Consider the following 13,495-nt stretch of genomic DNA (forward strand, 5'->3'; position numbering starts at 1 on the left):
CTAATTCCCTTCCGCGATGCTCTTGGGGTAGTCGTCCGGGACCTCGCCGGAGTTCCCGGGCTTCCGGCCCTTGCCCCAGCCGAGCCAGCCGTCGACCGAAAGCCACGTGCGCGGCCGGACGAGCAGCCACACCGCGAGCAGGGCGAAGCCGGTGTCGCGCAGGATCTCCTGCGGGTATTCGGTCTGCCCGGCGTTCACCCGCCCGCCGCCGCCGAAGCAGCCGCAGTCGATGCTCAGCCCGCGCGCCCACGACTGCGCGATGCCCGCGACCAGCACGGCCAGCAGCAGCAGCGAGGCGGCCGCGACCCAGCGCGTGGCCAGTCCGGCGAGCAGCAGCAGCCCCAGCACCAGCTCCAGCAGCGGCAGCCCGGTGGCGACCGGCCGCACCAGCGCGTGCGGGAGCACGTCGTAGGCCTGCACGGCGATGTACGTCTGCCCCGGGTCGGCGATCTTCAGGCCGCCGGACACGAGCCACACGGCAGCCAGCCCGAGCCGGGCGAGCGTGCCGATGGTGTCGAGTAGAGGTTGGGGCAGTCGGCGCACGCGCTTAGGCTAGCCGTCTGACCTGAGAACTATGTGAGCAGCCAACCGGCGAAGCGGAGGCACCGATGCGGTTACGCGCAGTGGTCGCCGCAGTGTTTCTGCTGGTCAGCTGCGTCTCCTGCGGTTCGTCGACGGTGTCCAAGGACGATCCGCTTCCCACCCGGGCGCGTGACGGCAACCACCTGACCATCGGAATCCGGTTCGACGCGCCCGGCCTTTCGCAGCGGACCGTGGACGGCAGGCTCGCCGGTTTCGACGTCGATGTCGCTACTTTCGTCGCACGCGAACTGGGGGTCGAACCGGACCGCATCACCTGGCACGAGACCACCCCGGCGCGCCGCGAAACGGACCTCACCTCGGGCGCGGTCGACCTGGTCGTGGCCACCTATTCGATCACCGACAAGCGGAAACAGCAGGTGAGCTTCGCCGGGCCGTACTTCAGCACCGGCCAGGACCTGCTGGTCCGGCTCACCTCGCCGGACATCACCGGGCCGGAAAGCCTCAACGGCAAGCGGCTCTGCTCGGTCGCCGGCTCGACGCCCGCGCAGATGGTGAAGGACAAGTTCGCGCAGATGGTCAAGCTGGTCGAGTATCCGCGGTATCCGGACTGCGTCACCGCGTTGCTGGCCAATCAGGTCGACGCGGTGACCACGGACGCGGTGATCCTCGCCGGGTACGCCGCGCAGAACCCGGAGCTGCTCAAGGTGGTCGGCCGCCCGTTTTCCACCGAGCGGTACGGCGTCGGCCTGCGCAAGGGCGACACCGAGGGCCAGCACGCGGTGGACGACGCGATCCGGAAGATGGTGTCGACCGGGGCCTGGCGGAAGTCGCTGGAGACGAACATCGGGCCGTCGAACTACCCGTTGCCGAATCCACCGGAGATCACCGAGCAGTGACCGACCTCGCCTCGCTGCCGGACCTGCCCGTCCGCGCGGTGCTGCCGTCCGTGCTGAGCGCGCTCGACGACCACGGCGCCGCGGTGCTCGTCGCGCCGCCCGGCACCGGCAAGACCACGCTCGTGCCGCTCGCGCTGAACCGCGGCGAGGGACGCGTCGTGGTCGCCGAACCGCGTCGGCTCGCCGCTCGGGCCGCGGCCGGGCGGATGGCGGCGCTGCTGGGCGAGCCGGTCGGAGAGACGGTCGGGTACGCCGTGCGCGGCGACCGGAAGGTGTCGTCGCGGACGCGGATCGAAGTGGTCACGTCGGGGCTGCTGGTGCGGCGGGTGCAGCACGATCCCGAACTGGCCGGAGTGTCGACGGTCCTGCTGGACGAATGCCACGAACGCCATCTCGACGCTGACCTGCTGCTCGCTTTGCTCCTCGACGTCCGCGCGGGGCTGCGCGACGACCTGCGGCTGCTCGCGACGTCGGCGACGGTCGCCTCCGGACGGCTGGCCGAGTTGCTCGGCGACGCCCCGGTGATCACCGCGCACGCCCGCACGTATCCGGTTGAGCTGAGCTACCGCGCTCCGGCGCGCGGGGAACGCCCGGAAGCCGCGGTCGCCTCGGCGGTCCGGAAAGCACTGTCCGAAGGGGACGGTGATGTGCTCGCGTTCCTCCCTGGTGCCGGGGAAATCGCGCGTACGTCGGCGTTGCTGAGTTCTCTGGACGCGGACGTGCTTCCGCTGCACGGACGGCTTTCCGCTGCCCGGCAAGACGAAGCGCTGCGGCCGCGCGACCGGCGACGGGTAGTTCTCGCGACCGCCGTCGCCGAGTCGAGCCTGACCGTGCCCGGCGTCCGCGCGGTCGTGGATTCCGGTCTCGCGCGCGTACCGCGGGTGGACCATCGACGCGGTCTCGCCGGACTCGCCACGGTGCGGGTTTCCGCGGCGGTAGCGGAACAACGTGCTGGCCGGGCAGGCCGCGAAGCACCGGGCCGGGCGTACCGGTGCTGGCCGGAGCACGAGCAGGCGACGCTGCCCGCGTATCCAGAGCCGGAAATCCGCACCGCCGAACTGGCGCGGTTCGCGTTGGAACTCGCCTGCTGGTCCACTCCGGACGGAACCGGCCTCGCCTGGTGGGACCCGCCCGGCGAAGGCGCGCTCGCCGCCGCGCGAAGTCTGCTCGTGACGCTCGGCGCGACCACGGCCGACGGTGCGGTCACGCCGCGCGGACAGAAGATGGCCGACCTCGGCCTGCATCCCCGGCTGGCGCGCGCCTTGCTGGACGGTGCCGAGGCCGTTGGCGCTCGGGCGGCTGCGGAAGTGGTCGCGCTGCTCGATGCCGGAGCGACGCTGACCGACGTCGAAGCCGAACTGCGCCGGCTCCGTTCCGCGCACGACGAATCGGCCCGCCGCTGGCAGCGGGACGCGAAACGGTTGGCCGCACTGGTCAATTCGCCAGCGAAACCAGACCCGGACGCCGCATTCGTCGTCGCTCTCGCGCATCCGGAACGCCTGGCACGGCGGCGCGCGGGAGCGGCCCCGGTGTATCTGATGGCCAGCGGCACCGCGGCCGAACTGCCCACCGGCAGCGGGCTGGCCGACGCCGAATGGCTGGCGGTCGCCGAAGCCACCCGCGACCCGGGCCGCGTCCACGGCACCATCCGGCTCGCCGCGACCGCCGACGAAGCACTCGCCGTCCGAGCCGCGCCGACTCTGGTGTCCGAAGTGGACGAAGTGCATTGGGACGGTGATGTCGTCGCTAGGCACGTCCGCCGTCTGGGCGCGATCGTGTTGTCGGAAAAGCCGTTGCGCAACCCAGATCCGCAGCTCGTTCACGACGCAGTTGTCGCCGGGCTCCGCGCCGAAGGCCTCGGTCTGCTGCGCTGGAGCCAAGACGGAACCCGGCTCCGCGAACGCCTGGCTTTCCTGCATCGCGTACTGGGCGAACCGTGGCCGTCCGTGACCGACGAGTCGCTGCTGTCCGATGTGGACAGCTGGCTGGATCTGTCGAAGGTCCGCCGCCGAGCCGACCTCGCGAACGTCGACGCCGGAACCGCTCTGCGCGGACTGCTTCCCTGGCCCGAAGCCGCGCGGCTCGACGAACTCGCCCCGGACCGGCTGGAGGTCCCGTCCGGCTCGCACTACCGCGTGGACTACCACGGCGACCAGCCGGTGCTCGCGGTGAAGCTGCAGGAGACGTTCGGCTGGACCGCAACGCCGTCCCTCGCCGACGGCCGCGTGCCGGTGGTGCTGCACCTGCTGTCCCCCGCCGGCCGCCCGGCCGCGGTCACTGCCGATCTCGAATCCTTCTGGCGCACCGGCTACGCCGCCGTCCGCGCCGATCTCCGCGGCCGCTATCCGAAGCACCCGTGGCCGGAAGACCCCGCGACCGCCAAGCCCACCCGGCACACCACCCGCGGGTCGCGCTGACCCCTGCCTAAAGTCGGGGTCGGTCCGGGACGGTCGGCTGATGTCCGCGCACCCCGCGCGGGCGCAGACTTCGCCCTATGATCACGTTTCGCGGATTGACGAAGCGCTACGGCCAGAAAACCGTGGTCAACGGCCTCACCTCGGTCATCGAATCCGGCACGGTGACCGGATTCCTCGGCCCGAACGGCGCGGGCAAGTCCACCACCATGCGGATGACCGTCGGCCTCGACCGGCCGGACTCCGGCGACGCGCTGATCCGCGGCAAACCGTATGCCGAACTGCGGTATCCGCTGCGGGAAGTCGGTGCGTTGCTGGATGCGAAAGCCGTGCATCCCGGCCGCAGCGCGGGCAAACACCTGCTCGCGATGGCGCGCAGCAACGGAATCGCCGCGAGCCGCGTCGAGGAAGTGCTCGCGACGGTCGGGCTGAGCGACGTCGCGGGCAAGCGCACCGGGACGTTCTCGCTCGGCATGAGCCAGCGGCTCGGCATCGCCGGCGCGCTGCTCGGCGACCCGGGCGTGCTGATGTTCGACGAGCCGGTCAACGGCCTCGACCCGGACGGCGTCCGCTGGGTGCGGCAGCTGATGCGTTCGCTCGCCGCCGAAGGACGCACGGTGTTCGTGTCCAGCCACCTGATGAGCGAGATGCAGCTGACCGCGGACCGGCTGCTGGTCATCGGCAAGGGATCGATCCTCGCCGACGCGGCGATCGGCGACTTCATCGCGGGCAACTCGAGCCGCTCGGTCGCGGTGCGCGTGCCGGATCCGGCCGAGCGCGCGAAACTCGCGGACTGGCTTCGGAGCAGCGGCCGGACCGTCGTGCCCGGGGAGGACAGCGAACTGCTCGTCGACGAGACGAGCGCGGCCGAAATCGGGGACCTGGCGCACGAACTGGGCGTCCGGTTGCACGGGCTGGCGGAACGGACCGCCTCGCTGGAGCAGGCGTACATGGAACTGACTGCCGGATCGGTGGAATACGGGGTTACGGCATGACGAAGCTGGCGATTTCGGCGGAGTGGACCAAGTTCTGGTCGGTGCGGGCGACGTGGCTCTCGTTGTCCGGCGGGGTGCTGCTGATGGCGTTCTACTCGGTCGTTTCGGGGATTTCCCAGCACGCGGGCAGCGATCGGCAGCAGACCGCGCACGGCATCGTCAACGCCGGGGCGATCTACCTGGTCGAGTTCTGCGTGCTCGCGGTCGCGACGTTGTTCGTGACCAGCGAGTACACCAGCGGGTCGATTCGCTCGACGCTGCAATGGGTTCCGGTGCGGCCGCGGGTCACCGCCGCCAAGGCCGCGGTGCTGGTGCCGGTGCTGTTCGGCTACGGCGTGGTGGTCGCCGCGCTGGGCATGGGGGTCGCCTCGGTGCTGATGCGTGGGGCTGGGGGTCCCACGTCACTGGCACAGGGGGCGGCCACCGCGCTCGGCATGGGGGCGTATTTCGCCCTGCTCGGCGTGCTGTGCCTGGGGATTTCGTTCGTGCTGCGCAGTGCGGCGGGGACGCTGGTGGTGGTGATCGTGCTGCTGCTGCCGTTGCCGATGCTGATGTCGTCGTACGTGTTTCCCGGGGCGCTGGACTACTTCCCGGCCTTCGCGGGGATCAACGCGATGGTGCCGCCGGGCGACGTGAACCCGCTGCTCGGCAGCCTGCCGCCGTACGGACCTTGGGTCGGCGTGCTGATCTGCCTCGGCTGGGCGGTCGCCGGAATCGGCGCCGGGACCGCGCTGCTGAACCGCCGCGACGCCTGAGCAGGGCTTCGGGAAGGTTCGTGAGGGGGCCGGTCAGGCGTCTGGCAGGCCCAATCCGGCGAGCACGGCACGGGCTCCGGCAACCAGCTCGGCTTCGGTCGGCGGGTTGACGGAGCCCGTGCCCGCCAATGCGTCGAAGATCGATCCGTCGAGCCATCCGATGAGCACCCGCGTGTGGTCCTCCGGAGCCGGAGATCCCGCCGCGGCAAGCACTTCCGCACACCGGCGGCGCAATTCCAGCCCGCCGGCGTCGTATCGCGCGCGCAGCTCCGGCCGCCGGACCGATTCCAGTGCGAATTCGTACCGCGCCAGCATCCTGGTGCGGCCGGCGGTGATCGACCGGTGCACCATCGCGCCCAGGAACTCCGCGAGTTTCCCTTCCGGCGGCGCGACTTCGGCCTGGTCCAGCGCGACCATCCGGTCCGCGGCCAGCTCCAGCAGAGCGAGGCGGGTGCGCGCGTAGTACGACGTCGAGCCCGCGGGCAGCCCGGCCGCCCGGTCGACGGCGCGATGGGTCAGGCCGCGCATGCCCTCGGCCGCGATGACCTCGATGGCCGCGTCGCCGAGCACAGCTCTCCGTTCCACCCCCGGAACCCTACAGGTGTAGAGTCCTCTACAGAAGTAGAGGAGGTCGGCATGGCTACGCGACGCGCGGTCGTGGTCGGGGGCGGCATCGGCGGACTGGCCGCGGCCATCGGAGTGCGCCGGGTCGGCTGGGAGGTCACGGTGCTCGAACGGGCGCCGGAGCTGACCGCCATCGGCGCGGGAATCTCGTTGTGGCCCAACGCGCAGCGAGCGCTGGCCGAGCTAGGAGTCGAGCCGCGGCTCTCGGCGCAGCGCGGTGGCGGTCTGGTCGACTGGCGCGGGCGTCGGCTGGCCGACTGGGACGCGGACCTCTTCGTACGCAGCCACGGATTGCCGCTGGGCGCGATTCACCGGGCGCACCTGATCGAAGCGCTGCGGTCAGCGTTGCCGGACGAATGCCTGAAGACCGGGGTCGAGGTGACTCGGGTCGAGCAGAACGGCGTGGTGCACCACGATTCCGGCTCGATGGAAGCGGACCTGATCGTGGCGGCCGACGGGATCAACAGCCCGATACGGCAGGCGCTTTTCCCGGCCGCGCGCGTGGAGTACAGCGGTGGTGCGGCGTTCCGCGGCATCGCCAAACTGCCGCTGAAGGCTACGTTGAGCACGACGTGGGCCGCGGGCATCGAAGTCGGGCTCCTGCCGCTGCTGGACGACGAGGTGTACTGGTGGGTCTCCGAAGCCCGCCCGGCCGGGATCCGGCATGACGACATCCGCGCGTACCTCAGCGCGAAGTACGGACACTGGCACGACCCGATTCCGCAGCTAATCGACGCCACGCCGGAAATCCTGCTGCACGACACACATCACCTGGCGACACCGCTGCCCAGCTACACCCGCGGCCGCATCGCGCTCCTCGGAGACGCCGCGCACGCGATGCCGCCCTTCCTCGGACAAGGCGGTTGCCAGGCGCTGGAGGACGCGGTGGTGCTGGCATCGCACGTCCGAGATTCCACAGTGGACGAAGCGCTTCGCCGTTACGACGCGGAACGTCGGCCGCGCACGCAGAAAGTCGCGAAGGCGTCGATCCAGGCCGGGGCAAGCGGGCCACTCCTCCGCAACCCGGTAGCAGTCGCGCTGCGAACCGCGTTCACCCGGTTGCTCCCCGCAGCGGTCACTACCCGGGTTGGAGCCGGCATCAGCCGCTGGCAACCGCCGAAGCTTTAAACCAGCCCCGCTTCAAACGCGGTGATCGCGGCCTGCACCCGGTTCCGCACGTCCAGCCGGGTCAGGATCGTGCTCACGTGCGCCTTCACCGTGCCCTCCACCACGAACATCCGCGCCGCGATGTCCGCATTGGACAGTCCTTCGGCCAGCAGCACCAGCACTTCCCGTTCCCGGTTCGTCAAAACGCTCACCCGCTCGCGGGCGGTCGCGGCCCGGCTGAACCGGTTGCCGGACAGGCGCGTGATCACCCGGTGCGCGACCTTCGGCGACAGGAACGCCGCGCCGTCGGCGACCGCGTGCACCCCGGCGAGCAGCTCACGCGGATCGCCCGCCTTGAGCAGAAACCCACTCGCGCCAAGGCCGAGCGCGCGTTCGATGTACTCGTCCTCCCCGAACGTCGTCAGCATGAGGACGCCGGTGTCCGGCAGCAGCTTGCGGATCTCCTCGGCCGCGGCGAGCCCGTCGAGACCGGGCATGCGGATGTCGAGCAACGCGACGTCCGGCCGGTTCGCGCGCGCCAGTTCGACCGCCGCCCGTCCGTCCGCGGCTTCGGCCACCACCTCGATTTCCTTGTCCGAGGCCAGAATCGCGGCCACGCCGGCGCGGATCATCGCTTCGTCGTCGGCCAGCAGTACGCGGATCACTGTTCGTCCTCACTGTAGAGATCCTTGCTCGCCACTCGATCGTCCACAAAGCACAGTCGATAGACGGCATAGTTGAAGTTGAGCCAGCTCCGGCCGGCCCCGTAGTACTCGCAGGTGCTTCCGGGCGGCTGCGGCGGCACGTTGATCGAGGGCAGCGTCGTGCGCTGGCGGGCGGGAAGCATCGGCTCGACCGCCGAACGCGGCATGCCGAGCCGGATCCGCGCGTACGCATCCGGCGGCAGCTCCGACGACGACCACTGGATCAGGAACGTCACGCCCGCCCCGCCGACGACCACCCCGAACAGCGCCAACGGCACCACGATCGCCTGCACCAGGCTCGACCGCACGGCGCGCCGGGCGCGTTCCAGCTCGCGCGCGGCCTGCCCGATCCCGTCGTCGTCCTGTTCCGGCGCGGGCGCGGAGTCGTGCGGCAGGCTGGCCGCGACCTCGAACCCGCCGCCCGCCGGACCCGCGGTCAGGCTGCCGCCGACCAGCCGCACCCGCTCGTGCAGGCCGATCAGCCCCCGCTGCCCGGACCGGCCGGGCAGCGGCCCGGCGGGCGGCGGCGCGTTCCGGACCCGGACGTCGGTCGCCTCGCCGGTGCTGGTCACGACCACCGTGACGGCCGCGCCGGGCGCGTACTTCGCCGCGTTCGTGAGTCCTTCCTGCACCACGCGGTAGACGGCCCGCGCGACCATCGGCGGCGCGCTGTCCAGGTTGGCGATCCGCGCGCCGATCTCGATCCCGGACGCCCGCGCGCGGTCGATCAGCTCCCCCAGGTCACCCTGCACCGGCTCGACCGGCGCGGCGTCCTCGCGCAGCACGCCGATGATCTCGCGCAGCCGTTCGGTCGCCGTCGCCGCGCCCGCCCGGAGCTGTCCGGCGGCCTCGCGCTGCTTCTCGCCAAGCTCGCGGTCGACCTCCAGCGCCGCCGCCCGCACCGCGATCAGGCTCAGCTCGTGCCCGAGCGAATCGTGCATGTCGCTGGCGATCCGCGCCCGTTCCCGCAACCGCGCTTCCTGCGCGACCAGCCGATGCCGGCTCTCCATCTCCTCGGCACGCCGCCATCCGTCCTGCGCGAGTTCTCGCCGCAACCGCACGTGCCGGCCGAGCAGGCACGGCGCGACCCCGGCGAACGCGAGCGTGCCGAGCACCGCGCCCCACGCGTCGAAGCTCGAGGTCGGCAGCAAGGCCAGCGGAATCCCGGCCGCCGCGATCGCGAAAAAGCAGGTCATCGCGACGCGCGCCCTGGCCAGCCGCAGACCGGCCAGGTAGGAGATCACGACGATCAGGAAGAACTCCCACACCGCCACCCGGCCGCCCCAGCCGAACGCGATGACGAGCGCCGTCGCCATCGCCACCGCCAGCGCGAACGCCGGGTAGACGCGGGCCGTCGCCATCGCCGCGGTGACCGACGCCAGGCCGTAGGCGAGTTCCCAGCTGTTCGCGCTGTTCGACGCGTCGAGCAGGACGAACCCGCACAACGCGGCCCAGAGCAGCACGTCGAACGCCACGCGCCAGCGAACTCGCGTCGCTTCCTTCATTCCGCTGACGCTACAAGGGCCGCCCGATTCGTCACCACTGCCGAAAGTCAAGGGCGGGATCGTGCGGCATGATGGGTCACCATGGCTGAACGCACCTTGGCCGAGCAGCTCGGCGCTCCGCTGCCGGACGGCATCGAATCCCTTCCTGAGCAGCACAAACAGGATCTGGCGGCGGCGTTGCGGGACGCCCGGCACCGGCAGGCGCAGGCGCTCGCCCGCGCGGGTGAGGAAAGCCTGAAGTACGTGCCGGCGCTGCTGCGCGGCGCGGTGCGGAAGGCGGTCGGCCTGTGAACCCCGAGATCCTGAAGCTCGCCCGGGTGCTGGATGTCGACCCCGCCCGGCTCGGCTACCTCGCCGACGTCGACCAGGGAGAGGTGCGGCTGCTGCGCGAGCAGGTGACGACCACGCTGTTCGACGCGAACCTCGTCGTGCTGGAGCGGATGGCGCTGGCGAGCAGGCTGCTGCCGGCCGGGGTGACCGCGAAGATCGCGGAGAAGGTGTTCGGCCCGCTGCTGTGCGCGCGGATCGCCGGGCTGGTCGACGTGTCCCGCGGCGTCGACGTCGCGAAACGGCTGTCGCCGAAGTTCCTCGCGTCGGTCGCGGCGGAGCTGGATCCGCGGCGCGCGACGGCGATCATCACGCGGATCCCGGTGCAGACGGTCGTAGCGGTCGCCGAGGAACTGACCCGCCGCGAGGACTGGATCACGCTCGGCCGGTTCGTCGGCCACCTGCCGGACGACACGGTCCGCCGCTGCGTCGGCCTGCTGGACGACGCCGGCCTCCTGCACACCGCGTACGTGCTGGACGACCGGAGCCGGATCGACCACATGCTCAGCCTGCTCGGCGACGACCGGCTGCCCTCGTTGGTCCGTACTGCCGCGGCGGACGAATCGCTGTGGGCCCCGGCGTTGGACGTGCTGGCCCACCTGAACGAAACTCGCCGGGCAACGGTGCGACCGCTGCTCGACGAGCTTCCGGAAGAGCTGCGAACCCGCGCGGAGGCGGCTCTCGGCTAGGCCACGATCAGGTAGATCCCGTACCCGATCACCGCGGCGCAGATCGTGAAGCACGCGACCGCGCCGGTCAGCTGAACCGTGCCGCTGCCGCCGTTCGCGCGGGCGGTCACGCGCTCGGACAGCCCGCGCACCCCGTACGCGAACAGCCCGGTGAGCACGACCGCCGCGGCCAGCGCCACCACGAAAACGATGCCGAGGGCACCCCAGTTGATCGCCATGTCGTGCTCCCTCAGGCCGCGACCGGGGCGGCGTCGGCAGCCTCCGGATCGTTGTTGACAGTGGCCGGCGTGACCGGGTTGCGCCGCGACACGAGCCAAATGCCCAGCGCGAGCAGCACCCCGACACCGCCGACGAGGACGGTTCCCCAGCTGCCGCGCGTGGAAACCGCGGCGGCGACGGCCCCGACGATCGCGGCGGCGGGCAGCGTGAGCGCCCAGGCGAGCACCATCCTGCCCGCGACGCCCCAGCGGACCTCGGCGAGCTTCCGGCCGAGCCCCGAGCCGATGATGCCGCCCGAGGTGACGTGCGTGGTCGACAGCGCGAAGCCTAGGTGCGACGAGGCCAGGATGACCGCCGCGGAACTCGTCTCGGCGGCGAAACCTTGCGGCGTCTGGATTTCGGTGAGCTTCTTGCCCATCGTCTGGATGATCCGCCAGCCGCCGAAGTAGGTGCCGAGCGCGATCGCCAAACCGGACGCGAGGATGACCCAGACCGGCGGGCTCGACCCCGGCGCGAGCGAACCGCCCGCGATCAGCGCGAGCGTGATGACGCCCATCGTCTTCTGCGCGTCGTTGGTGCCGTGCGCGAGCGAAACGAGGCTGGCCGAAAGCACCTGGCCGGTCTTGAAACCCTTGCCGACGACGTCTTGCCGCGCCCTGGCGGTGATCCGGTAGACGAGGAAGGTGCCGGCGATCGCGACGACGCCCGCCACCACCGGCGACGCGATGGCCGGGATCAGCACCTTTTCGACGACCTTCGCGAAGTGCACGGCGTCCGCGCCGGAGGCGATCCAGGTCGCCCCGATCAGCCCGCCGAACAACGCGTGCGACGAACTCGACGGCAGCCCGACCAGCCACGTCACGAGATTCCAGACGATGGCCCCGACCAATCCGGCGAAAATCACCACCGGCGTGACCTTGGCGTCGTCGACGATCCCGCCGGAAATGGTTTTCGCGACCTCGATGGAAAGAAACGCGCCGACGAGATTCAGCACCGCGGAAATCGCGACCGCGACCCGGGGCTTGAGCGCACCGGTGGCGATCGAAGTGGCCATCGCGTTGGCCGTGTCGTGGAACCCGTTGGTGAAGTCGAAGGCCAGCGCCGCGACGATCACCACCAGGACGATGAGAGAAAAGTCCATGCCCGCTCTCCTGGTCGGAGTGTCCTGCGGGAGTGACGGTACCGACGCCGGCGGGGACTCCAGATCCCTCAGCGGGTGGCCAGTAGTTGAACTCTGAATGAACGGGTTCTTGCCGCAGGCGCTGGTTTTCCGCCGTTCACCTGCTGGTCCTTTTTCATCGTCGGCTTGGCGGTTCCGGACCGCGCGCGGGGGCGGGAACTCTGCCCCCGCGCACTTCCCGAGCCTTACAGAATGGACATTTCCGGCAAGGGGTTCTGTCCCAGGTGCTGCGCGCCATTCGCCGCGGATTCGCGGACCGCGGCGAAGCCGTACTCGCGCATTTCCGCTTCGTATTTCCCGATCGCGTCCGGTTGGCCGCTGTGCAACGCGGCCGCGAGCGCGGCACCGTCGCGCATCGCGGTGTTCGCCCCGGCCCCGGCGGCCGGGCTCATCGCGTGGATCGCGTCGCCGACCAGGCTGACCCGCGACGGCTCCCACGGCCCGATCGGCACGCTGGTCCGGATCGAGACGAGGAATACCGTTTCCGGAACCCAGCTTTCGACGATCCGGCGCACCTTCGGATGCCAGTCCCCGACCCGGTCGAGCACGAGCTTCCGCATCTCGTCGCCGGACAGAGCGCGGAGTTCGGCGTCGGTCTGCCCGAAGATTTCCGTGCGCGCACCGAAAGCGCAGGTCATGTACGGCTCGTCGGGGCTGAGCCGGACATCGGGCGCGAGCCGCGCGCACGCGTCGGCGATCGGCTCCGGATAGTCGACCGGCGCGACCCCGATCATCGCTTTCCCCGGCCCGGAAATAATGTTGAACACGGAGAACATGGCCGGATCGAACAGTTCCCGGTTCGCCGCGGTGAGCGGGATCTTCCCGTACAGCTGGCGCAATCCGGTATCGACCACCTGCGCCTGCGGAAGGTATTGGCGGCGCACCGGCGAATTCACCCCGTCCGCGCCGACGAGCACCGCGCCGCGCGCCTGCGTCCCGTCCGCGAAGTGCGCGATCACGCCGTCGTCGCACTCCTCGTAGCGCACGAACTCTTTGCCGAAGTGGACGTTGTCCAGGCCCGCGAACAGAATCTCCCGGAGGGTGAACCGGTTGACGTTCCGCTGGACCTCACCATCGTCCAGCACGAACTCGGTGACCGGCGTCAGCTGGCTGTCGTAGATCGTGGTGACGTTGCGCGGCTGCCCCGAGGTGGCCAGGAACAGCTCGTGCAGGTGCGGCGGGAGCACCTCCCGCAGCGCCTGGTCGCCCCGGGAATCGATGTGCAGCCGATAGCCCTGCCGGCGCGCGTCCAGCGCCGCATCGCGTTCGTAGACCTCGCACGGGATCCCGGCCTTGCGCAGCCCCTGTGCGAGGCACAGCCCGCCGAGCCCGGCCCCGATCACGAGCACAGTGTTGTCAGCGTTATCCGCCATCAGCTAGGTCCCTTCCGTACCAACATTCTGGTTCGAGAGGGACGCACTGGGCTGGCCCGCCTAAGCCGGGCACTCGGAAACAGAGCGAATCAGTCGTCCAGCCTAACCCATACCGGACAATGGTCTTTCGCGCGTCCTGTTCCCTTTCACGTTAGCGCAGCCGC

14 protein-coding genes are annotated in these 13,495 nt (G+C 70.6%); 7 read left to right on the forward strand and 7 right to left on the reverse strand.

Annotation, left to right across the window (positions count from 1 at the left end; translation table 11 throughout):
• Complete coding sequence (locus F9C12_RS17115; RefSeq protein WP_409187100.1) at positions 1–510, reverse strand: MauE/DoxX family redox-associated membrane protein; 510 nt, start codon at positions 508–510, stop codon at positions 1–3.
• A 98-nt stretch (positions 511–608) separates the two neighbouring features.
• Here F9C12_RS17115 and F9C12_RS17120 point away from each other — a divergent pair, with 98 nt between their 5' ends.
• The 4 genes from F9C12_RS17120 to F9C12_RS17135 all read left to right on the forward strand — a co-directional run bounded on the left by F9C12_RS17120 (position 609) and on the right by F9C12_RS17135 (position 5,603).
• Positions 609–1,439 (forward strand): glutamate ABC transporter substrate-binding protein, encoded by an 831-nt coding sequence (locus F9C12_RS17120; RefSeq protein WP_409466564.1) that lies wholly within the window; start codon positions 609–611, stop codon positions 1,437–1,439.
• A complete protein-coding gene (gene hrpB / locus F9C12_RS17125; protein ID WP_409466565.1) occupies positions 1,436–3,856 on the forward strand; it encodes an ATP-dependent helicase HrpB in 2,421 nt (806 codons plus the stop codon). The genes F9C12_RS17120 and hrpB overlap by 4 nt, the downstream gene beginning before the upstream one ends.
• Positions 3,857–3,933: 77 nt before the next feature.
• Entirely contained in the window at positions 3,934–4,848 is a 915-nt protein-coding gene (locus tag F9C12_RS17130) for an ATP-binding cassette domain-containing protein (RefSeq protein WP_409466566.1), read from the forward strand.
• Positions 4,845–5,603, forward strand: a complete 759-nt coding sequence (locus F9C12_RS17135) for an ABC transporter permease (RefSeq protein ID WP_409466567.1) — start codon at positions 4,845–4,847, stop codon at positions 5,601–5,603. Before F9C12_RS17130 ends, F9C12_RS17135 begins: the two co-directional genes overlap by 4 nt.
• A 33-nt stretch (positions 5,604–5,636) precedes the next feature.
• Here the strand turns inward: F9C12_RS17135 and F9C12_RS17140 are convergent, their stop codons facing one another.
• Positions 5,637–6,131: a TetR/AcrR family transcriptional regulator gene (locus tag F9C12_RS17140; RefSeq protein ID WP_409467023.1), complete on the reverse strand. Its 495-nt coding sequence runs from the start codon at positions 6,129–6,131 to the stop codon at positions 5,637–5,639.
• Between the two features lie 108 nt (positions 6,132–6,239).
• On the opposite strand from F9C12_RS17140, the gene F9C12_RS17145 reads away from it, so the two are divergent.
• Positions 6,240–7,355 (forward strand): FAD-dependent monooxygenase, encoded by a 1,116-nt coding sequence (locus F9C12_RS17145; protein ID WP_409466568.1) that lies wholly within the window; start codon positions 6,240–6,242, stop codon positions 7,353–7,355.
• Here the strand turns inward: F9C12_RS17145 and F9C12_RS17150 are convergent.
• A complete protein-coding gene (locus F9C12_RS17150; protein WP_409182987.1) occupies positions 7,352–7,999 on the reverse strand; it encodes a response regulator in 648 nt (215 codons plus the stop codon). The two genes, F9C12_RS17145 and F9C12_RS17150, sit on opposite strands and share 4 nt — an antisense overlap.
• The gene (locus tag F9C12_RS17155; RefSeq protein ID WP_409466569.1) at positions 7,996–9,543 is read right to left on the reverse strand and encodes a sensor histidine kinase; all 1,548 of its coding nucleotides are present in this window, start codon (positions 9,541–9,543) and stop codon (positions 7,996–7,998) included. Before F9C12_RS17155 ends, F9C12_RS17150 begins: the two co-directional genes overlap by 4 nt.
• Positions 9,544–9,624: 81 nt before the next feature.
• On the opposite strand from F9C12_RS17155, the gene F9C12_RS17160 reads away from it, so the two are divergent.
• Both F9C12_RS17160 and F9C12_RS17165 read left to right on the forward strand, forming a co-directional pair.
• Entirely contained in the window at positions 9,625–9,834 is a 210-nt protein-coding gene (locus F9C12_RS17160) for a hypothetical protein (RefSeq protein WP_037355092.1), read from the forward strand.
• Positions 9,831–10,559, forward strand: coding sequence for a hypothetical protein (locus F9C12_RS17165; RefSeq protein ID WP_409182989.1), 729 nt, complete (start codon positions 9,831–9,833; stop codon positions 10,557–10,559). The genes F9C12_RS17160 and F9C12_RS17165 overlap by 4 nt, the downstream gene beginning before the upstream one ends.
• Here the strand turns inward: F9C12_RS17165 and F9C12_RS17170 are convergent.
• The 3 genes from F9C12_RS17170 to F9C12_RS17180 all read right to left on the reverse strand — a co-directional run bounded on the left by F9C12_RS17170 (position 10,556) and on the right by F9C12_RS17180 (position 13,331).
• Positions 10,556–10,777, reverse strand: a complete 222-nt coding sequence (locus F9C12_RS17170) for a hypothetical protein (protein ID WP_409466570.1) — start codon at positions 10,775–10,777, stop codon at positions 10,556–10,558. The two genes, F9C12_RS17165 and F9C12_RS17170, sit on opposite strands and share 4 nt — an antisense overlap.
• Positions 10,778–10,788: 11 nt before the next feature.
• Positions 10,789–11,919 carry an inorganic phosphate transporter gene (locus F9C12_RS17175; protein WP_409466571.1) on the reverse strand — a complete coding sequence of 377 codons (1,131 nt, stop codon included), beginning with the start codon at positions 11,917–11,919 and terminating at the stop codon, positions 10,789–10,791.
• Between the two features lie 224 nt (positions 11,920–12,143).
• On the reverse strand, positions 12,144–13,331 hold the full coding sequence (locus F9C12_RS17180) for an FAD-dependent oxidoreductase (protein WP_409466572.1): 1,188 nt from the start codon (positions 13,329–13,331) through the stop codon (positions 12,144–12,146).
• Positions 13,332–13,495 lie beyond the last annotated feature (164 nt).

Origin of the sequence: Amycolatopsis sp. GA6-003, from assembly GCF_046267895.1 — a bacterium.
Taxonomy (GTDB): domain Bacteria; phylum Actinomycetota; class Actinomycetes; order Mycobacteriales; family Pseudonocardiaceae; genus Amycolatopsis.